The organism is Streptomyces sp. NPDC044719, assembly GCF_056433405.1.
Genome location: NZ_JBWKHE010000009.1, coordinates 312,268 through 332,576, shown reverse-complemented (window position 1 = coordinate 332,576; position 20,309 = coordinate 312,268). Strand labels below are relative to the sequence as shown.

At 71.7% G+C, this 20,309-nt stretch carries 13 protein-coding genes; 9 read left to right on the top strand and 4 right to left on the bottom strand.

Going from position 1 to position 20,309, the window contains the following annotated elements:
- Positions 1-6 precede the first annotated feature (6 nt).
- Both AC07DF_RS33480 and AC07DF_RS33475 read left to right on the top strand, forming a co-directional pair.
- On the top strand, positions 7-2,235 hold the full coding sequence (locus AC07DF_RS33480; protein WP_478979919.1) for a serine/threonine-protein kinase: 2,229 nt from the start codon (positions 7-9) through the stop codon (positions 2,233-2,235).
- A gap of 71 nt (positions 2,236-2,306) precedes the next feature.
- Positions 2,307-3,884, top strand: coding sequence for a phytoene desaturase family protein (locus tag AC07DF_RS33475; RefSeq protein WP_478979916.1), 1,578 nt, complete (start codon positions 2,307-2,309; stop codon positions 3,882-3,884).
- 4 nt (positions 3,885-3,888) lie between these two features.
- Here the strand turns inward: AC07DF_RS33475 and AC07DF_RS33470 are convergent, their stop codons facing one another.
- The gene (locus AC07DF_RS33470) at positions 3,889-5,670 is read right to left on the bottom strand and encodes a serine hydrolase domain-containing protein (protein ID WP_478979914.1); all 1,782 of its coding nucleotides are present in this window, start codon (positions 5,668-5,670) and stop codon (positions 3,889-3,891) included.
- A gap of 161 nt (positions 5,671-5,831) precedes the next feature.
- Here AC07DF_RS33470 and AC07DF_RS33465 point away from each other — a divergent pair, with 161 nt between their 5' ends.
- The 3 genes from AC07DF_RS33465 to AC07DF_RS33455 all read left to right on the top strand — a co-directional run bounded on the left by AC07DF_RS33465 (position 5,832) and on the right by AC07DF_RS33455 (position 9,853).
- Positions 5,832-6,944: an NAD(P)H-dependent flavin oxidoreductase gene (locus AC07DF_RS33465; RefSeq protein WP_478979912.1), complete on the top strand. Its 1,113-nt coding sequence runs from the start codon at positions 5,832-5,834 to the stop codon at positions 6,942-6,944.
- Positions 6,941-8,491: an acyl-CoA synthetase gene (locus AC07DF_RS33460; RefSeq protein WP_478979910.1), complete on the top strand. Its 1,551-nt coding sequence runs from the start codon at positions 6,941-6,943 to the stop codon at positions 8,489-8,491. Before AC07DF_RS33465 ends, AC07DF_RS33460 begins: the two co-directional genes overlap by 4 nt.
- A gap of 102 nt (positions 8,492-8,593) precedes the next feature.
- Positions 8,594-9,853, top strand: a complete 1,260-nt coding sequence (locus tag AC07DF_RS33455; protein ID WP_478979908.1) for a DUF418 domain-containing protein — start codon at positions 8,594-8,596, stop codon at positions 9,851-9,853.
- Between the two features lie 44 nt (positions 9,854-9,897).
- On the opposite strand, the gene AC07DF_RS33450 is transcribed toward AC07DF_RS33455, so the two are convergent.
- On the bottom strand, positions 9,898-12,324 hold the full coding sequence (locus tag AC07DF_RS33450; protein ID WP_478979906.1) for an acylase: 2,427 nt from the start codon (positions 12,322-12,324) through the stop codon (positions 9,898-9,900).
- A gap of 155 nt (positions 12,325-12,479) precedes the next feature.
- Here AC07DF_RS33450 and AC07DF_RS33445 point away from each other — a divergent pair, with 155 nt between their 5' ends.
- From AC07DF_RS33445 to AC07DF_RS33435, 3 genes are all read left to right on the top strand, one after another.
- Positions 12,480-14,003, top strand: coding sequence for an acyl-CoA synthetase (locus AC07DF_RS33445; protein WP_478979904.1), 1,524 nt, complete (start codon positions 12,480-12,482; stop codon positions 14,001-14,003).
- Positions 14,004-14,125: 122 nt separating this feature from the next.
- Positions 14,126-14,968, top strand: a complete 843-nt coding sequence (locus tag AC07DF_RS33440) for an alpha/beta fold hydrolase (RefSeq protein WP_478979902.1) — start codon at positions 14,126-14,128, stop codon at positions 14,966-14,968.
- Between the two features lie 65 nt (positions 14,969-15,033).
- Complete coding sequence (locus AC07DF_RS33435; protein ID WP_478979900.1) at positions 15,034-15,747, top strand: alpha/beta fold hydrolase; 714 nt, start codon at positions 15,034-15,036, stop codon at positions 15,745-15,747.
- On the opposite strand, the gene AC07DF_RS33430 is transcribed toward AC07DF_RS33435, so the two are convergent.
- Both AC07DF_RS33430 and AC07DF_RS33425 read right to left on the bottom strand, forming a co-directional pair.
- Positions 15,719-17,581, bottom strand: a complete 1,863-nt coding sequence (locus tag AC07DF_RS33430; protein ID WP_478979898.1) for an LTA synthase family protein — start codon at positions 17,579-17,581, stop codon at positions 15,719-15,721. The genes AC07DF_RS33435 and AC07DF_RS33430 overlap by 29 nt on opposite strands.
- 115 nt (positions 17,582-17,696) lie before the next feature.
- On the bottom strand, positions 17,697-19,316 hold the full coding sequence (locus AC07DF_RS33425; protein WP_478979896.1) for an acyl-CoA synthetase: 1,620 nt from the start codon (positions 19,314-19,316) through the stop codon (positions 17,697-17,699).
- 175 nt (positions 19,317-19,491) lie between these two features.
- Between AC07DF_RS33425 and AC07DF_RS33420 the strand changes: the two genes are divergently transcribed.
- Positions 19,492-20,292: a crotonase/enoyl-CoA hydratase family protein gene (locus tag AC07DF_RS33420; RefSeq protein WP_478979894.1), complete on the top strand. Its 801-nt coding sequence runs from the start codon at positions 19,492-19,494 to the stop codon at positions 20,290-20,292.
- Positions 20,293-20,309: the final 17 nt, after the last annotated feature.

Below are 20,309 nucleotides of genomic sequence, written 5' to 3'. Positions count from 1 at the left end.
CGCGACATGGGGGAGACCAGGCTCATCCACGGCCGATACCGGCTGCTCGATCTGATCGGGCGCGGCGGCATGGGCGAGGTGTGGCGGGCACGGGACGAGTCCCTGGGCCGGCACGTCGCCGTCAAGTGCCTCAAACCGCTGGGCCCCAACCACGACCACGCCTTCACCCGGGTACTGCGGGAGCGGTTCCGGCGCGAGGCCCGGGTGGCCGCCGCGCTCCAGCACCGGGGTATCACCGTCGTGCACGACTTCGGAGAGTCCGACGGCGTCCTCTACCTCGTCATGGAGCTGCTGGACGGCCGCAATCTCAGCCAGCTCCTGGAGGACAACAAGCAGCATCCGCTGCCCGTCGCCGACGTGGTGGAGATCGCCGAGCAGGTCGCCGCCGCGCTGGCGTACTGCCACGAGCAGAACATCGTCCACCGCGACCTGAAACCCGCCAACATCGTGCGGCTCGGCGACGGCACGGTGAAGATCTGCGACTTCGGCATAGCCCGTCTCGGCCACGACATCGGCTTCACGTCCCGGCTGACCGGCACCGGCATCGCCATGGGCACCCCGCACTACATGTCCCCGGAGCAGATCAGCGGCACCGAGGTCGACCAGCGCAGCGACCTGTACTCCTTCGGGTGCGTGCTCTACGAGATCGCCACCGGCGTACCGCCGTTCGACCTCGACGACCCGTGGGCGATCCTCGTAGGCCACCGTGACACCCCGCCCCGGCCGCTGCGCGAACACCGCCGCGAACTGCCCGAGTATCTGGAACGCGTCGTCCTGGACCTGCTGGCCAAGGAACCCGGGCACAGACCCGATGACGCCCGCGAGCTGGCCCGCCGGATCAGCACGCACCGGGCCGCGCCCGCGTATGTGCCGACCGTGCCGGCGGCCCGTCCGGTGCCCGACGCGCTGGCGGGAGCGGGGCGCATGCCGTCCTGGACCCAGGGCATGACCACCGGTCACAAGGCGGCCGGTGCCGGGCTGCGCACCACACCGCCGGACCCGGCTGCCGGGCTCTCCGGCGAATGGATCGCCCGGCCCGCCGCCGGGCCCGTAGAGGAACCCGTCCCAGAGGCACGGCCGACCCCGTCCCCGGACGTCCTGACCGCCCTGGCCGGCCGCCACAACGCGGGGCTGAGCCTCGGCCGGCTCGGCCGCTGGGCGGAGGCGGGGGAGGTGCACCGGGCGGTCGCCGCCGAACGCGAGCACCTCCTCGGCCCCGACCACCCCGACACCCTCGCCAGCCGCTACGAGGTCGCCTTCACCCTCAGCCGCACCGGCCGCGCCCCGGACGCCCTGCGCGAGTACAAGCACGTCGCCGAGGCCAGGATCCGCAGCCACGGCGCCGACCACCCCGACACGCTCGCCGCCCGCCAGGAGATGGCCTACGTGCTCGGCCAGCTGGGCCGCCCCTTCGACGCCCACCGGGTGTACACCTCGGTGCTCACCGCCCGGGAGCGAACCATGGGGCCCGACCACCCCGACACCCTGCGCTGCCGACACAACCTCGCCTTCAACCTCAGCCGCCTGGGCCGCCTCGAGGACTCCTACCGCATGGCCCGCGAGGTGGCCGCCGCCCGCGCCCGGGTGCTCGGCCCGGACCACCCCGACACCCTCGTCACCCGCTATGAAGTGGCCTATGCCCTGGGTCAGTTGGGGCGCTGGGCCGAGGCCTTGGAGACCTACCGTGAGGTCGCCGGGGCCCGCGCGAGGGCCCTCGGCGCCGACCACCCCGACACCCTTGCCGCCCGGCACGAGATCGGCATCAGCCTGGGCCGTCTCGGCCGCAGCACGGAGGCCCTGGACCTCTATCGCGACCTGGCCGAGGACCGCACCCGCGTCCAGGGCCCCACTCATCCCGAGACCTTGCGCGCCCGACACGGCTGCTGCGTCAACCTCGGTCGGCTCGGCCGCTGGGAGGAGGCCCTCGCCGAGTCCCGGGACGTCGCCACCGTCCGCGAGCGGGTCCTCGGCCCGGACCATCCGGACACCCTGGTCAGCCTCCGCGAGGTCGCCGTCGGCCTGGGCTGGCTGGCCCGCTGGGCCGACGCGCTCACCGAGTACCGGCGCGTGGCCGCCGCCCGCGAACGCGTCCTCGGCGCGGACCACCCCGACACCCTCGCCAGCCGCAACGACGAGGCGCACTGCCTGCAGCAGCTGGGCCGCGACGCCGAAGCCGTGGCGCTCTACCGCCAGGTGGCGGCCCTGCGGGAGCAGCGGGCGTCGGCCGGGCGGTGACACGAGACGGACCTCGCGGGCCCGGCCGTCGTCATCTGGCCGACTTGGATCACCCCGTGTTACGAAGAACCATGACCGCACCCGAGGGACCCCGCGCACACCGGACGTACGACGCCGTCATCGTCGGCGGCGGACACAACGGCCTGGTCGCCGCCGCCTACCTGGCCCGGGCCGGGCGCTCGGTGCTGGTTCTGGAGCAGTTGGATCACACCGGTGGCGCTGCGGTGTCCACCCGGCCGTTCGCCGGGGTCGACGCCCGGCTGTCCCGGTACTCGTATCTGGTGAGCCTGCTGCCCAAGAAGATCGTGCGGGACCTCGGCCTGGACTTCCGCGTCCGCACCCGCACCGTCTCCTCCTACACGCCCGCCGAGCGCGACGGCCGGCCCACCGGCCTCCTCGTCGGCGGCGGCGAACGGCGGACCAGGGAAGCCTTCGCCCGGCTCACCGGCTCGGACCGCGAGTACCGGGCCTGGCAGGAGTTCTACGGCATGACCGGCCGCGTCGCCCAGCGGGTCTTCCCGACCCTCACCGAGCCGCTGCCCACACGCGAGGAACTCCGCGGCCGCCTCGACGACGAGCAGGCCTGGCGGACTCTGTTCGAGGAGCCGATCGGGGCCGCCGTCGAGGAACGCTTCGCGGACGACCTGGTGCGCGGCGTGGTCCTCACCGACGCGCTCATCGGCACCTTCGCCGATGCCCACGACCCCTCACTGAAGCAGAACCGCTGCTTCCTCTACCACGTGATCGGCGGCGGCACCGGCGACTGGGACGTGCCGGTCGGCGGCATGGGCGCCCTCACCGACGCACTGGCCGACGCGGCACGCGCCGCGGGCGCCGTCCTCGCCACCGGCCACGAGGCGCTGCGTATCGCCACGGACGGCCGTACGGCCGAGGTCACCTACCGCACGGCCGAAAGCGAAGGCACCGTCGCCGCCCGGCACGTCCTGGTGAACGCCTCCCCGCAGGCCCTGGCGGAACTGACCGGCGGCACACCCCCGGCCCCCGCCGAGGGCGCCCAGCTGAAGGTGAACATGTTGCTCAAGCGACTGCCGAGGCTGCGGGACAGCGTCGTGGACCCGCGCGAGGCGTTCGCCGGCACCTTCCACATCGCCGAGGGCTACCACCAACTGGCCACCGCCCACGCCCAGGCCGCCGCCGGTGGCCTGCCCGCCGCGCCGCCCTCCGAGATCTACTGCCACTCGCTCACCGACCCGACCATCCTCGGCCCCGACCTGGCCGAGCAGGGCTACCAGACGCTCACCCTCTTCGGTCTGCACACCCCGGCCCGTCTGTTCGAACGGGACAACGACGCCGTACGCGAAGAGCTGCTGAAGTCGACCCTCGCCCAGCTCGACGCGCACCTGGCCGAACCGCTCGCCGACTGTCTGGCCACGGACGCTGACGGGCGGCCCTGCGTCGAGGCCAGGACCCCGCTCGACCTGGAGCGGGACCTCGGCCTGCCCGGCGGCAACATCTTCCACCGCGAGCTGAGCTGGCCCTACGCCCAGGACGGCACCGGCCGCTGGGGCGTGGAGACCGGCCACGCCAACGTGCTGCTGTGCGGTGCCGGAGCCGTGCGAGGCGGCGGAGTGAGCGGGGTGCCCGGGCACAACGCGGCGATGGCGGTACTGGAGAAGGAACCCCGCTGACGCCTCAGTCCGCCGACGGCGTCCACCCCACCGCCTGAAGGCGCGACGCGTCCGCCGGGCGGGTCTCGTCGAACAACGCGCCGCCCGCCGCCTCGACCCGCAGCCCGTCCACATAGCAGCCACGCCCGACATACAGCCGGTCCGTCGCGTACCGCCAGCGCAGGACGAGTTCCCGCGCGGCGGGAACGTCGGCGGTGAGCCGGTGCCAGACGCGGCCGGACCAGCCGGTGACCGAGCCCGACGGATGCTCCCGGGGGTCCTCGCCCTGGCGGGACGTGGTGAAGGGCACCGGCCGCCAGGTCGTGCCGCCGTCGGTCGTCGCCTCCAGGACCAGGACGTCGGCCTTCGGCTCGGTGTCCCACCACAGCGCACAGCGCAGCCGTGCCCCGCCGCCGGACGTGTCGAGCGCGGGGAGAGCGAGCGTCGCCGTCGCGGAGACCGCCGTCCCGGAGAACCAGGCGCCGCGTCCGCGCACCGGCCGGACCGGCACGGCCCGTGCCAGGTTGTTCGCGGCAGCGACCCGGGGAGCCGACCCCGAACGCCAACTGCGCACCGGATGCACGGAGTTGCCGAGCACGACCAGGAAGGAGTCGGTCGTCGGGTCGAGCACCAGCGAGGTGCCCGTGAAGCCGGTGTGCCCGGCCGTGCGCGGCGTGGCCATCGCGCCCATGTACCAGTGCTGGTAGAGCTCGAAGCCGAGGCCGTGCTCATCGCCGGGGAAGGCGGTGTTGAAGTCGGTGAACATCAGCTCCACCGACTCCCGCGTGAGGATCCGCTCCCGCCCGTAGACACCGCCGTTGAGCAGCGTACGGCCGAGGACCGCGAGATCCCACGCGTCGGAGAACACACCCGCGTGCCCCGCGACCCCGCCCAGGCTGAAGGCGTTCTCGTCGTGCACCTCGCCCCACACCAGGCCCCGGTCCAGGCCGGACCACGGAGGGCGTGCGTCCTCCGTGGCCGCGATCCCCGGCCGCCAGGAGGCGGGCGGGTTGTAGCGGGTGCGGCGCATGCCGAGCGGCGCGGTGATCTCCTCCCGCAGGAGGACGTCCAGGGAGCGGCCCGTGATCCGTTCCAGCACGAGCTGGAGCGAGATGAGGTTCAGGTCCGAGTACAGGTACGCCGTGCCCGGCGCGCTCACCGGCTTCTCGCTCCAGATGAGCTCGAGCTTCTCCTCGTACGTCGGCGCGCTGTACAGCGGGATCCAGGCGCGGAAACCCGAGGTGTGCGTGAGGAGCTGACGGATCGTGATGTCCTGCTTGCCCGCGCGCGCGAAGTCCGGCAGGTACGAGGCGACCTTGCCCTCCAGCTCCAGCTTGCCCCGCTCGATCTGCTGCACGGCGAGGATCGAGGTGAACAGCTTCGACACCGACGCCAGGTCGAAGACGGTGTCCTCGGCCATCGGGATCTGCTCGCCGGGCGGTAACTCGATGCCGGTGTCGGTCTTCTCGTCGTAGGCCCGGTAGCGCACCGCCATGCCGATGGGCCGGTGCAGGGCCACGGTGCCGCCGCGTCCGGCCAGCAGGACGGCGCCCGCGTACCAGGGGTGCTTGGGGGAGGGGCCGAGGAACGCCTCGGCGTCGGTGACGAGCCGGCGAAGGTGTGAGGGGAGCAGCCCGGCGCGTGCGGCGGAGCCGTGCCTCAGGGTCGGGCGGTGGCCGGTCGCCGCCGGGGTGGCCTCGGCGGGTCCGGCGGGCAACGGTGCGAGAGCGAGCGCTCCGCCCAGGGCCAGGCCCGCTCTGCTCAGTTGACGGCGGGTCAGTTCATTGCTCGCCGGTCTGTCGGTCACCGCACACACCCCTTCGCCTCAACCGCCTCGCATGTCCCGTGAAGTATGTCCGTCGTAGGCCTCCGTACAAAGACCGCACGCTCGAACCCATCACGTCCTGAATCTGACGGAACATCAGAAAACCCCTTCCGTCCTCCGGAGGACTCCGGCATCCTGCGCCCATGCAGACGGAGCTGAGCCAGAAACTGGGAGTCGAGCACGCCGTCTTCGGCTTCACGCCGTTCCCCGCCGTCGCCGCGGCCATCAGCCGGGCCGGCGGCTTCGGTGTGCTCGGCGCGGTCCGTTACACCGCCCCCGACGAGCTCAAACGCGACCTGGACTGGATCGAGGCGCATGTGGACGGCCGGCCGTACGGCCTGGACGTCGTGATGCCGGCGAAGAAGGTCGAGGGCGTGACCGAGGCAGACGTCGAGGCGATGATCCCCGAGGGGCACCGGCAGTTCGTCCAGGACACCCTCGCCAAGCACGGCGTGCCCGAACTCGCCGAGGGCGAGGCGTCCGGCTGGCGCATCACCGGCTGGATGGAGCAGGTCGCCCGCAGCCAGCTCGACGTCGCCTTCGACTACCCGATCCGGCTCCTGGCCAACGCCCTCGGCTCCCCGCCCGCCGACGTCATCGCACGTGCTCACGACCAGGACGTGCTCGTCGCCGCGCTCGCGGGCAGTGCCCGGCACGCCCGCAAGCACCAGGACGCCGGCATCGACATCGTCGTGGCGCAGGGCTACGAGGCCGGCGGCCACACCGGCGAGATCGCCTCCATGGTGCTCACCCCCGAGGTCGTCGACGCTGTCGCCCCGCTGCCCGTGCTGGCCGCCGGCGGCATCGGCAGCGGACAGCAGGTGGCCGCCGCGCTCGCCCTCGGCGCCCAAGGGGTGTGGCTGGGCTCCCTGTGGCTGACCACCACGGAAGCGGACCTCCACTCGCCCGCCCTGACCCGCAAACTGCTCGCCGCAGGCTCCGGAGACACCGTCCGCTCCCGCGCCCTGACCGGCAAACCCGCACGCCAGCTGCGCACCGAGTGGACCGACGCCTGGGACGACCCGGCAGGGCCCGGCACCCTGCCCATGCCGCTGCAGGGCCTGCTGGTCGCCGAGGCCGTCTCACGCATCCAGAAGCACGAGGTCGAACCGCTGCTCGGCACCCCGGTCGGGCAGATCGTCGGCCGGATGAACAGCGAACGCAGCGTCCAGGCCGTCTTCGACGACCTCACCCGCGGCTTCGAACAGGCCGTGGACCGCGTCAACCGCATCGCCGGAAGGAGCGGACAGTCGTGAGCACACCCGCAGTGGGCTTCTGGGCCCAGGCCACACAGGAGCCCGGCCGCAGCGTGCTCGTCGCGCCCGACGGTGAGGAGTGGACCGCCGGGCGCCTGCACGCCGCCGCCAACCGTCTCGTGCACGGCCTGCGCGCGGCCGGACTCGAACGCGGCGACACCTTCGCCGTGGTCCTGCCCAACGGCGTCGAGTTCCTGACCGCGTATCTGGCCGCCAGCCAGGCCGGGTTCTACCTCGTCCCGGTCAACCACCACCTGGTCGGACCGGAGATCGCGTGGATCGTCTCCGACTCCGGCGCCAAGGTCCTCCTCGCCCACGAGCGCTTCGCCGACGCGGCACGCCACGCCGCCGACGAGGCCGGCCTCCCGGCCACCCACCGGTACGCCGTCGGCACGGTCCAGGGCTTCCGGCCGTACGCCGAACTCCTCGACGGGCAGCCCGAGTCGGCGCCCCCCGACCGCACCCTCGGCTGGGTCATGAACTACACCTCGGGCACCACCGGCCGCCCCCGCGGCATCCGCCGCCCCCTGCCCGGCAAACCGCCGGAGGAGGCCTACCTCGGCGGTTTCCTCGGCATCTTCGGCATCAGGCCGTCCGACGGCAACGTGCACCTGGTGTGCTCGCCGCTCTACCACACGGCCGTCCTGCAGTTCGCCGGCGCGTCCCTGCACATCGGCCACCGGCTGGTCCTGATGGACAAGTGGACCCCCGAGGAGATGCTCCGCCTCATCGACCGCCACCGCTGCACCCACACCCATATGGTCCCCACCCAGTTCCACCGCCTGCTGGCCCTGCCCGACGAGGAGAAGGACCGCTACGACGTCTCCTCGATGCGGCACGCCATCCACGGCGCCGCCCCCTGCCCCGACCACGTGAAACGGGCCATGCTCGACTGGTGGGGCCCCTGCGTGGAGGAGTACTACGCGGCCAGCGAGGGCGGCGGCGCCTTCGCCACCGCCGAGGACTGGCTGAAGAAGCCCGGCACCGTCGGCAAGGCCTGGCCCATCAGCGAACTCGCGGTCTTCGACGACGACGGCAACCGGCTGCCGCCCGGCGAACTCGGCACCGTGTACATGAAGATGAACACCGGCGGATTCTCGTACCACAAGGACGAGGCCAAGACCCGCAAGAACCGCATCGGCGACTTCTTCACCGTCGGCGACCTCGGCCACCTCGACGAGGACGGGTACCTCTTCCTGCGTGACCGCAAGATCGACCTGATCATCTCCGGCGGCGTCAACATCTACCCGGCCGAGATCGAGTCGGCCCTGCTCGCCCACCCCGCCGTCGCGGACGCCGCCGTCTTCGGCATCCCGCACGACGACTGGGGCGAGGAGGTCAAGGCGGTCGTCGAGGCGGCCCCCGGACACCGGCCCGGACCCGCGCTCGCGGCCGACCTCCTCGACCACTGCGCGCACCGGCTCGCCGGGTACAAGCGGCCCAGGAGCGTCGACTTCATCACCGAGATGCCCCGCGACCCCAACGGCAAGCTGTACAAGCGGCGGCTGCGGGAGCCGTACTGGGAGGGCCGGAACCGACCGGTGTGAGACGGCACAGCGGCTTTGGTCGCACGGACGTCATCCTTTGGTCGGTGAGCTCTCGCCCTCCGGCCGATCCCCGGCGGCGCCCCGCGTTCCTAGCGTCGAAGCATGACGATCGCGACCGACAAGGGACCGCTGCGGCGGGGCGCCGTACGCCCGGGCGAGCGAGCACTCGCCCCCGATCTCGCCCGCGGGATCATGCTGCTGGGCATCGTGCTGTCCAACACCGCCTTCCACCTCTGGGCGGCCCGGCGCGGGCCCTCCGGATGGCAGCCCGTGGACGGCACCTGGCTGGACCACGCCGTGCAGTTCACCATGATCATCGTGCTCGACCTGCGGGTCTATCCGCTCTTCGCCTTCCTCTTCGGCTACGGCATGACGCAGCTCTACCTCCGCCAGACCGCCGCGGGCACCGACGGGCGCGACGCCGCGAAGATCCTGCGCAGGCGCAGCCTCTGGCTGATCGTCATCGGCCTGACGCACGCCGCCCTGCTGATGGCGGGCGACATCATCGGCTTCTACGGAGTCCTGAGCCTCGTCCTGGGCCTGGCCTTCCTGCGGCGCGGCGAACGCGCCCTGAAGTGGTGGATCGGGATCGGGGTCGCCCTGATCGTGCTCGTCTCGGCCGGACCCGCCCTCTCGGCCCTGTTCCGCGGCGAACTGGGCACGTTCGGCGACGCCGGGGCCGAGCCGGGGTTCAAGGCGTACGCGGCGGACGAGGCGAACTGGCTCACCGCCGCGGGCACCCGGCTGCAGACCGGCCTGTTCATCACCTTCGCCGCCTCCTTGCTCACTCTCGTCGGCGGCGGGTACGTCCTCTTCCTGCTCGGCTTCTGGGCCGCGCGCCGCCGCATCCTGGAGGAACCCGGCCGTCACCGGACGCTGCTGCGCCTGACGGCGGTGCTCGGGATCGCGGTCGGCTGGCTCGGGGCGCTGCCCGCCGCACTCGCCCACATCGGCGTCCTGCGCGTGCCGGACGACATGCAGAGCGAGTCCGGAGCGCTCACGGTGCTCCGCGACATCACCGGCAACGCCGCGGGCCTCGGCTATGTCGGGGCCGTCGCCCTCTTCGCGCACTGGTGGACCACGCGTACGACCCGACGCGGTGCGAAGGCGGTGACCGCGGTGGCCTCGGTCGGCAAACGGTCCCTGTCCTGCTACCTCGCCCACTCGCTGCTCTTCGCCCCGGTACTGGCCGCCTGGGGACTGGGCCTCGGCGAGCACCTGGGCAGCGCGACCATGGCGCTCTTCGCGTTCGCCGTCTGGCTGGTCACGGTGGCAGGGGCGTACACCCTGGAACGGGCCGGCCGCCGGGGTCCCGCGGAAACGGTGCTGCGCCGGCTGATGTACGGCCGCCGGGCGGGATGAGCGGGGTGCCGCCCCAGCCGGGAGCGGCACCCCACCCGGCACGGTCAGTGCCGCTCGTGCACCCGCACGACCTTCAGCTTCGGCGAGGACAGGATGTCCTTCTCGCAGAAGCGCGACGTCACCCACTTCTCACCGGAGAACAGCCGCGTCTGGTCCGCGAAGTGCGGTGACTCGGGGTTCGACGACTGGGAGTACGTCAGCAGGGTGCGGGCCACCGGACAGCGACTGCCGTCCCAGCCCACCGCCTGGAGGTGGCTGGAGCCGAACGGCACCTCCGTGTAGCCACCGCCGGCCGCGTCCCACGTCGGCTGGATCACGTTCCACACCCCGAGCTGCCCCGCACCGCCCGGTACCGGAAGGCGCTCGCCGTCGCGGACGACGAACTGGTGCGCGCCGAGCGGCGCGTCGAGCACGATGCCCGCCGCCCGCAGTTCCGTGACCGTGTCGGCGAGGGCGGTGGCGAGGCCGGGAGCGTCCGTGTTCAGCGTGTTCGGGGTACGTACCGGGTCGGCCGCCGAGAACGGCACCTTCCACAACCGCTCCGGGGGCACCGCCCGCTCCAGCCTCCGCCAGAACCGGTCGAAGAGCAGCGCTCCCCGGCTCCCGGTGTCCATGGTGCGGTCCCACGCCTTCAGCACCCCGCAGGCCTCCGACACGTCGACCGACGCGCCGTCGCTGCCCGTCGCCTTGCCGCCGGGCAGCGCGGCACATGCCCGTGCCACGTCCTCGGCGGCGAGATCGCCCGCGGGCACCCGGTTGGCGAACTGCTGCCGCTGAAGGTCGCGTACGGTCAGACGGCCCTTGTCCGCCATCGCCGCCACGTCCTCGATCCCGCCCCGTGTGCGCAGGCCGAGCTCGGTGCCCACCGTGCCGAAGACCCGCTCGTAGCCGGTGATCGGCCGGTCGGCGTTGGTCATCCACGAGGTGCCGTTGGAGTTCTCGACGTACGGGGCGTTCTTGAGCGTCGGCATCCTCGAGGGGCCGAAGATGCCCGGCCCGACGGCATCGGGATCGCTGCCGAGGGCGCAGTCGCCGCGCGAGCCGTCGAGGATCGCGATACCGGACGCCGGATACGTGGTCCTGCCGAGCTCCGTCGAGCAGCGTTCCGCCAGTCCGTCGGTGATCCGAGGGAGTACCTGCGACTGGGTGTAGAGGGAGTGTCCGGCCCGGTCGGCGGCGATCGTGTTCACCCAGGGGATGCCCTGGTGCCGCGCGAGGGACGCGAGGACCTCGTCCGTGCTCCGTGCCTTGCCGAAGCCGAGCGAGGTGTCGGCGAAACGGAGGTTCGCGGCGTTCGGGTCGTACAGCGCGTACGCCGTCGTGCCGGTCCACGGCAGCGGGACCTGGGAGTTGAGCGAGGTGACGACCGGGCCGTAGCGGGTCCACCACTGGGTGCGGGTCACCGGCGCGCCGTCCTTCACCGCGACCGTCACGGTCCGCTTCCCCATCCGCTCCGGCTTGCCGTCCACGAGGTACGTCGTGGGATCGGCCGGGTCCAGGGTCAGCCGGTGGAAGCCGGCCGGGATGCCGGTCGAGACGGTGTGGCTCCACGCCACCTGTGCGTTGAACCCGATGGAGATCACCGGGGTGCCGAGCAGGGAGCCGCCGGAGACGTTCAGCTCGCCGGGGATCGTCTGCTGGGACTGCCAGAAGCGGCGCCCGCCCTCCCAGGGGTAGTGCGGATTGCCCAGCAGCAGACCGCTGCCGTTCGCCGTCGTGTCACCGCGGAAGGCGACCGCGTTGGAGCCCATGCCGGGGTCGCCCCACAGCTCGTCCGCCGCTTTCGCCACGGTCTTGGCGTCGGGCGTGCGGGCGGACTTGGCGCCGGCAGCGGTGTCGGCTCCTGTCGGAGGCCGCGCGGTCGTGATCGTGTCCACGAAGCGCCCCTCGCCGGAGATCGAGGCGATGGCGAGACCACGGGCGGCCACGTCGAGCTCGGTGACCGGCCGGACCCAGGAGGCGCCCGCACAGGCGGGATCCGTGATCTCGTTCTTCTTCAGCCAGGCGTTGTAACCAGCCGCCCAGCCCCGCATCATGCCCCGGACCTCGCGGCTCGGCCCCACGGGAGCGGGCTCGGCGAGCACCTTCTGCACGGTGCGGCTCTCACGGACCCCGCGGAAGTACAGATCACTGGCGAGATTCGTCCTGGCCCCGGAGAGGGCGCCGTCGGTGGCTCTGTCGGCGCCGAAGTACCGGGAGCGCTCGCCCCGCAGGGTGACGAACCCGTCGGCGAGCGTGCAGACCTCGTCGGCGGCCTGCGCCCAGCCCGTGCCGAAGCCCAGGTCGGCGTAGTTCTTCGCGAGGATGTGCGGGATGCCGTACTCGGTGTAGCGGATGACGGCGGACATACCGTCACGGGAAAGGTGCTGCTCCGCTCGCCCTTGGTTCGGGGCGGCGGCCGCGGGTAACGCGGACGCGGCCGTGAACAGGGCCGTGGCCCCGAGGACGAGGCGTCTCAGGCGGCTGCGCATGGTGCCCTCCGACATCGTTGAGGGAAAGGAGACTTGAGCGTGCAAATGTTCCTGGTTCATACGTCAGTACCATCACAGCGGACGCCTCTGGCGACGGCAGGGTTGAGCCGGTCGGTCCTTGACCTCTCTGGACGGTCGGCCGAGGATCACTTCTCATGACGACGCCCGGACACGGCAGCACGGTCGACGGAGTCCTACGACGCAGCGCCCGGCGCACACCGGCGCGCGTCGCGGTGGAGTACGGCGAACGCACCTGGACCTACGACGAACTCGACACCGCCGTCTCCCGCGCGGCGAGCGTCCTTCTCGGCCAGGGCCTGTCCCCCGGCGACCGGGTCGGAGCCTACGGCCACAACTCCGACGCCTACCTGATCGCCTTCCTGGCCTGCGCCCGAGCCGGCCTGGTGCACGTACCCGTCAACCAGAACCTCACCGGCGACGACCTCGCCTACATCGTCGGCCAGTCCGGCAGCTCCCTGGTCCTCGCCGACCCGGACCTCGCCGGCCGGCTCCCCGACGGCGTACGGACATCGCCCCTGCGCGACCACGACGACTCGCTGCTCGCGCGGCTGGCCGAAGCGCCCGTGTACGACGGCCCCGAGCCACGCCCCGAGGACCTCGTGCAACTGCTGTACACCTCCGGGACGACCGCGCTGCCCAAGGGCGCGATGATGACGCACCGGGCCCTGGTGCACGAGTACCTGAGCGCCATCTCGGCCCTCGACCTCAGTGCGGGCGACCGCCCGGCGCACTCGCTGCCCCTGTACCACTCGGCGCAGATGCACGTCTTCCTGCTGCCCTACCTCGCGGTCGGCGCGACGAACCTCGTCCTCGACGCACCCGACGGTGACCGGCTCCTCGACCTGGTCGAAGCGGGCCGCGTGGACAGCCTGTTCGCCCCGCCCACCGTCTGGATCGCCCTGTCCAACCGCCCCGACTTCGCCACCCGCGACCTCAGCGGCCTGCGCAAGGCCTACTACGGGGCGTCGATCATGCCGGTGCCCGTACTGGAACGGCTCAAGGAACACCTCCCGAAGCTGGCCTTCTACAACTGCTTCGGCCAGAGCGAGATCGGCCCCCTCGCCACGGTCCTCGCCCCAGAGGAGCACAAGGGCCGTATGGACTCCTGCGGCCGTACCGTGCTGTTCGTCGACGCGCGCGTGGTCGACGAGGACGGCGAGGACGTACCCGACGGCACCCCCGGCGAGATCGTCTACCGCTCCCCGCAACTGTGCGAGGGCTACTGGGACAAGCCCGAGGAGACCGCCGAGGCCTTCCGCGACGGCTGGTTCCGCTCCGGCGACCTCGCGGTCCGCGACGCGCACGGCTACTTCACGATCGTCGACCGGGTGAAGGACGTCATCAACTCCGGCGGCGTCCTGGTCGCTTCACGCCAGGTCGAGGACGCCCTGTACACCCACCCCCGAGTCGCCGAGGCCGCCGTCGTCGGCCTCCCCGACGACCGCTGGATCGAGGCCGTCACAGCCGTCGTCGTCCCGCGCGGCGAGGTAACGGAGGCGGAACTGATCGACCACGTCCGCGAGAACCTGCCGCACTTCAAAGCGCCGAAGAGAGTGCTCTTCGTGGACGAACTCCCGCGCAACGCCAGCGGGAAGATCCTCAAGCGGGAGCTCAGGAAGGACCTCGGAGGCGGGACGGGGGCGGTCGTGTCCAGGTAGCGGCACGAGGGGTCCCTCTCGAGGCGGCCGTCGCCGTAGCCCGCGAGGCCTTCCCGATCTGCCTGCACCCGCTCTGACAACTCCGTTGCCACCGGCCGCGCTCGCCCCCGATGATCGACGGCATGCCGATCTTCAGCGCCCCGGACGGGACCCGGCTCGCCTGTCACCTACGCGGCGCGGGCGAGCCGCTCGTCGTGCTGCCCGGCGGCCCCATGCGGGCCTGCGCGTACCTCGGGAACCTGGGTGGGCTGGACGCGCACCGGCAGTTGGTCCTCCTCGACCTGCGCGGCACGGGGCGCTCCGAGATCCCGGCGGATCCCACGACGTACCGCTGCGACCGGCTCGTGGACGACGTCGAGGCGCTGCGGCGACACCTGGGCCTGGAGCGGATGGACGTGCTCGCGCACTCGGCGGGCGGGAGTCTCGCCATGCGCTACGCAGCCCGGCACCCGGAGCGGTTGGGACGGCTGGCGCTGATCACCGCCACCCCGTGGGCACTCGGCATGCCCGCGACGCCCGAGGACCGGCTGGCCGCGGCCCGGCTGCGCGCGCCGGAACCCTGGTTCGCGGACGCGTTCCCTGCGTTCGAGGCCTGGCTGTCCGGCACCGGGGACTTCGACCCCGTCTTCGTCCCGTTCTTCTACGGGCGATGGGACGACACGGCCCGGAGCCATGCCGAGCGCGAGGAGGACGAGACGAACGACGACGCGGCGGAGGTGTACGGGGCGGACGGCGCATACGACCCGGACGCGACACGGACCGGGCTCGCCCGGGTCGCGGCACCGGTACTCGTCCTGGCCGGAGAGATGGACGGTGGTCCGAGACCCGCCCTCGCCCGGCGCACCGCCGGCGCCTTCCCGGCGGCCGAGTTCGCCGTGCAGCCCGGCGCGGGACACTACCCGTGGCTCGACGACCCGGAGTGGTTCGTACGGCGCGTGACCGCATTCCTCTCCGGACGGGAGTGAGAGGTCCTTCTGCTGTGGGCAGAGCGAGCCCGGCCGGCCGGGATCATCTCGCTAGCGTGCCCGGCATGGACACGGAACCGCGCACCGTACAGGCGAACGGCATCACCCTGGCCTACCGCGCCTGGGGACCGCAGGACGCTCCGCCCGTCCTGCTCCTCCACGCCCGCGGGGCCGACGGTGCCGACTGGTCCGAGATCGCCACGGCACTGGCCGCCGGGCCCCGGCGGGTCTACGCCCCGGACCTTCGCGGGCACGGCCGCAGTGACTGGCCCGGCGACTACGCCTACGCGACCATGCGCGACGACGTGCACGCCTTCCTCGGCGCCCTCGGTATCGCCCGCGCCGACGTCGTGGGGCACTCGCTCGGCGGCGTGGTCGCCTACCTGCTCGCCCAGCACAGCCCGCGGCTCGTGCGGCGGCTCGTCCTGGAGGACGTACCCGCGCCCTTCCCCCTGGACCCGCCGCGCCCGCTCGCCGAACGTCCCGAGGGGGACCTGCCGTACGACTGGGCGATGATCCTCGCCACCGACCGGCAGCGCAACGCCCCGGATCCTGTGTGGTGGGACCACATGGGGCGAATCACCATGCCCACGCTGTTCATAGGTGGTGGGCCGACCAGCCCGATCCCCCAGGAGCAGATCGCCGCTCTCGCCCGACTGCTTCCCCGTGCCCGGCGTCTCACCATCGACGCCGGGCATCTCGTGCACGAAGCTCGGCCCGGGGACTTCCTCGCGGCCGTGGAGGAGTTCCTCAGCCCTGCGGACCGTACGCCGTCATGAAGCGGTCTCGGAACTTGTCCATGCCCCACCGGGGCGCGTTCTCGGCGGGCTTGAGGCCGTCGGTCCAGCCCCAGTCGGCGACCCGGTCCAGGACCTTCTTGTCCTTGGCGACGATGGTGATCGGTACGTCCTTTCCGGTGTCCCCGGCGGTGACGGTCGGCACCGGCTGGTGGTCGCCGAGGAACACGAGCACCGTGTCCTCGTCGCCGTAGCGCTCGAGCCACTCGGTCAGGCTCCGGATCGAGTACTCGATGGCCTTCCGGTACTCGGTGCGCACCTTCTCCGGGTCCTTCCAGACCTCCGTGGGGTTGGTGCCCTCCTTCTTGATCTGGTGGAACACCGAGCCGTCGCCGAGGTCCTCCCAGTCGATCATCCGCGCGATGGGCGACCAGGGGTTGTGGCTGGAGGCGAGGATGATCTCCGCCATGATCGGCTTGCGGTCCTTCTTGCCGTGCTCCAGACGCTGGAAGGCCTCCATGCTGAACTGGTCGGGCACGGGCGTCCAGCTGAAGTACGGGCCGTGGTAGCCGAGGTGCTCGGAGTCGTAGATGTGGTCCAGGCCGAAGTACTTCCCCTCCGGCCAGGCCCGGCGCACCCCGGGCACGACACCGACGGTCCGCCAGGCCTTCGTCTTGCCGAAGTAGTTGGTCAGCGTCATACGGTCACTGGTGGTCAGGCTGCGGTACCGCTGCTGGTTCTTGATCCACAGCCCGGACAGGAACGTCGAGTGGGCCAGCCAGCTGCCCGCGCCCGTCACCGGCGACTGCAGCCAGCCGCTGCGCGATGCGAACCCGGCCGACTTCAGCCTGCCGGTGCCCTCCTTGAGCACGGCGTCGGTCTGCTTCGCCATCGCCGGGTCGTCGATCGCGACACGGCCGTAGCTCTCGATGAAGGTGAACAGCACGTCCTTGCCGCGCAGCCCCGTGAGCAACTGGTCGGGCGGCGTCTTCGCGAAGGCGTCCACGGCGGCCTGCTTCCGGAAGACCCGCGCGTCCTTCAGGCCCGCTTGCACCTGGTCCACCCGGTTGCCGATGAACTCGGCGTTGCCCTTCGTGGCGAACGGCACGCTGCCGACCTGGACGCCCAGCGTCATGGCGGTGATCCACGCCGTGCCCAGGACCAGGGTCGCACGGGCGGCGACGGGACGGTGGCTGACCATCAGGTTCGTCAGCCGCACCACGGCGAGGGTGGTGAAAACCAGCACCGCGATGAACAGGACGATCACGCCGGCCACGGCCAGCACCTGGCCGGTGCGGCCGAACGTCTCCCTCAGGAAGTCCGTCGCGTTCTCGATCAGTATCCAGTCGAGGACCAGGTCGAAGGGCCGGGCCAGCACCTGGTAGAAGCCCATGTCGACGAATTTCAGGCTGGTGACCAGCCCGAGGAACGCACCCGAGACGACCGCCGCGATCCGCCGGGGCCGCGGCGGCAGGGCGAGCAGCAGGCCCGCGAGCAGCACACCCTCGGCGGGGATGCGGACGAACGAGGCGAACTCGATCTTCTCCATCTGGTTGGGCACGAGGAGTGCGAAGAACACGAGCGCCCCGGCCAGGACGGTCGTGCCCACGCTGACTCCGCGTGCCGCCTTGGGGTAGCGCCGCCGCCAGCCGAACCAGCCGGGCTTCGTCGCGTCCGGTGCGTCCTCGGCGGCGGCTTCATGTGCGACGTCGGCGCCGGGGGGCTCCTCCGGGGCGTCCGCTGATGTGCCGGTGCCGTCGCCTGCCGGTGCCTGCGCGGCTTCCTCCGCGACCGCTTCACCACCGGTGTCGTCGTCCGGTTTCGCCCCGCCCCCGGTCGGGTCCGATTGCTGACGGGAGCGAGTGAAGAGCGACACCCGGAGGTCCTTCCGTGCGGTCTTGCTAGGCATGGCAAACAGAGCCCGGTGAGCCGAGCCTGCCACCACCAGTACGTCCGCACGTCACCTTAGGTTCAAACGACAGGCCGGAGAATCACCCGTCCGCCGCCACCGCCACCTCCCGCGCCCACCGGTAGTCCGCCTTGCCGCTCGGTGACCGCCGGACCGACTCCGTGATCACCAGCCGGCGCGGGATCTTGTAGCCGGCGAGCCGGTCACGGCAGTGCGCCCGGATGTCCTCCAGCGACGGCCGCACCGCCCCCTCGCGCAGCTGCACCACGGCCGCCACATGGTGGCCCCACTGGGGGTCCGGCACCCCGGCCACCAACGCGTCGTAGACGTCCGGGTGGGACTTCAGGGCCTGCTCGACCTCCTCCGGGTACACCTTCTCGCCGCCGGTGTTGATGCACTGCGAGCCGCGTCCCAGGACGGTGACCACGCCCTCCTCGTCGACCGTGGCCATGTCGCCGAGCAGCACCCACCGCTCGCCGCCCCTCTCGAAGAAGGTCCCGGAGGTCTTGGCGGGGTCGTTGTAGTAGCCGAGCGGCACATGTCCGCACTGGGCGATCCGGCCCACCTCGCCGGGCGCCACCGGTTCGTACGTGGCCGGGTCCACCACCTGCGTACGGGCGTGGACACGGATCCGGAAGCCTCGCTCGGGGCCCGAGTCCTCGGTCGCCGTGCCGTTGAAACCGGACTCCGACGAGCCGAAGTTGTTCAGCAGCATGGCGTTCGGCACCAGCTCCTGGAACTGCCGGCGCACCGTGTCCGACATGATCGCGCCGGACGACGACACGCTGAACAGCGACGAGCGGTCGATGTGCTTCAGCGGACCGGCCAGCGCGTCGATCAGCGGCCGCAGCATCGCGTCGCCCACCAGCGAGATGCTGCTGACCCTCTCCTTCTCCACGGCCCGCAGCACCTCCTCGGGCGCGAACTTGCGGTGGATGACGACCCGCTGCCCGAAGTTGAAGCCGATGAACGCCGTGAGGGTGGAGGTGCCGTGCATCAGCGGAGCCGTGGGGAAGAAGGTGATCCCCGCGCCACCGGCCGCTACCCGCTCGGCCAGCTCCTCCGGCTTCTTCACCGGCTCACCGGTCGGGGCGCCCCCGCCGAGACCCGCGAAGAACAGATCCTCCTGCCGCCACATCACACCCTTGGGCATCCCGGTCGTACCGCCGGTGTAGATGATGAACTGGTCGTCGGCCGAACGCGCCGGGAAGCCGCGCGCCGGCGACCCCGCGGCCTCGGCATCCGCGAACTCCGTGCACGGCACCTCGGCGGCCCCCTGCGCCGGCGCACCCACCCGGACCAGATGCCGCAGCTTCCCGGCCCGCGGCCGTGCCGCCGCCACCCGGTCCGTGAACTCCGCGTCGAAGACCAGCGCCACCAGATCCGCGTCCCGGTAGAGGTACACCAATTCCTCTTCCACGTAACGGTAGTTGACGTTGACCGGGACGATCCGTGCCTTCAGGCAGCCCAGCACCGTCTGCAGATACTCCACCCCGTTGTAGAGGTGGAGACCGAGGTGCTCACCGGGCCGTATCCCGCTGTCGAGCAGATGGTGGCCGACGCGGTTGGCCGCCGCGTCCAGCTCCGCGTACGTCAGACGCCGTTCCGCGCCCGTACCGGGATGGTCGGCGTACACCAGCGCCTCACGGCCGGGGACGACGTCGACGACCGACTCGAACAGGTCGGCAAGGTTGTACTCCACCGCTCCTCCTGACCCGGGACGTGCCTGGCATCGGACGGTTCGCCGGTCATCAGAGCAAAGGGCGGTCCAACTGTGAAGGGTCCGCGCGAAGAAAACTGACTACCTGTCAGAAAACCCTTGAAGTGCCTCCCGCCCTACTGCAACCTGTTCTCGTTCTTCGAGAGGGGAGTTGGCCATGGGTGGGACGGAACACCTCACCGTGCAGCGCGAAGGCGCCACACTGGTGCTCACGCTCAACAGGCCGGAGGCGAGGAACGCGCTCTCGCTGCCGATGCTCGTCGGCCTCCACGACGGCTGGCTCGAGGCCGACGCGGACGACTCGGTCCGATCGATCGTCTTCACCGGCGCGGGAGGCTCGTTCTGCTCGGGCATGGACCTCAAGGCGCTCGCGGGGAACGGCATGGCCGGCGAGGAGTACCGCGACCGGCTCAAGGCCGACCCCGACCTGCACTGGAAGGCGATGCTGCGCCATCATCGCCCCCGCAAGCCGGTGATCGCCGCCGTCGAGGGGTACTGCGTCGCGGGCGGTACCGAGCTGCTCCAGGGCACCGACATCCGCGTCGCGGGTGAATCGGCGACCTTCGGCCTGTTCGAGGTGAAGCGGGGCCTGTTCCCCATCGGCGGCTCCACGGTCCGGCTGCAACGCCAGATCCCGCGCACCCACGCCCTGGAGATGCTCCTCACGGGCCGCCCCTACAGCGCCTCCGAGGCCGCCGCCATCGGCCTGGTCGGCCACGTCGTCCCCGACGGCACCGCGCTCGCGAAGGCACTGGAGATCGCCGAACAGATCAACTCCTGCGGCCCGCTGGCCGTCGAAGCCGTCAAGGCCTCCGTCTACGAGACCGCGGAGATGACCGAGTCCGACGGCCTCGCGGCCGAACTCACCCGGGGCTGGCCGGTGTTCGACACCGCCGACGCCAAGGAGGGCGCCCGCGCCTTCGCGGAGAAACGACCGCCCGTCTACAAGCGCGCCTGACCGAAGGAGCCCTCCGG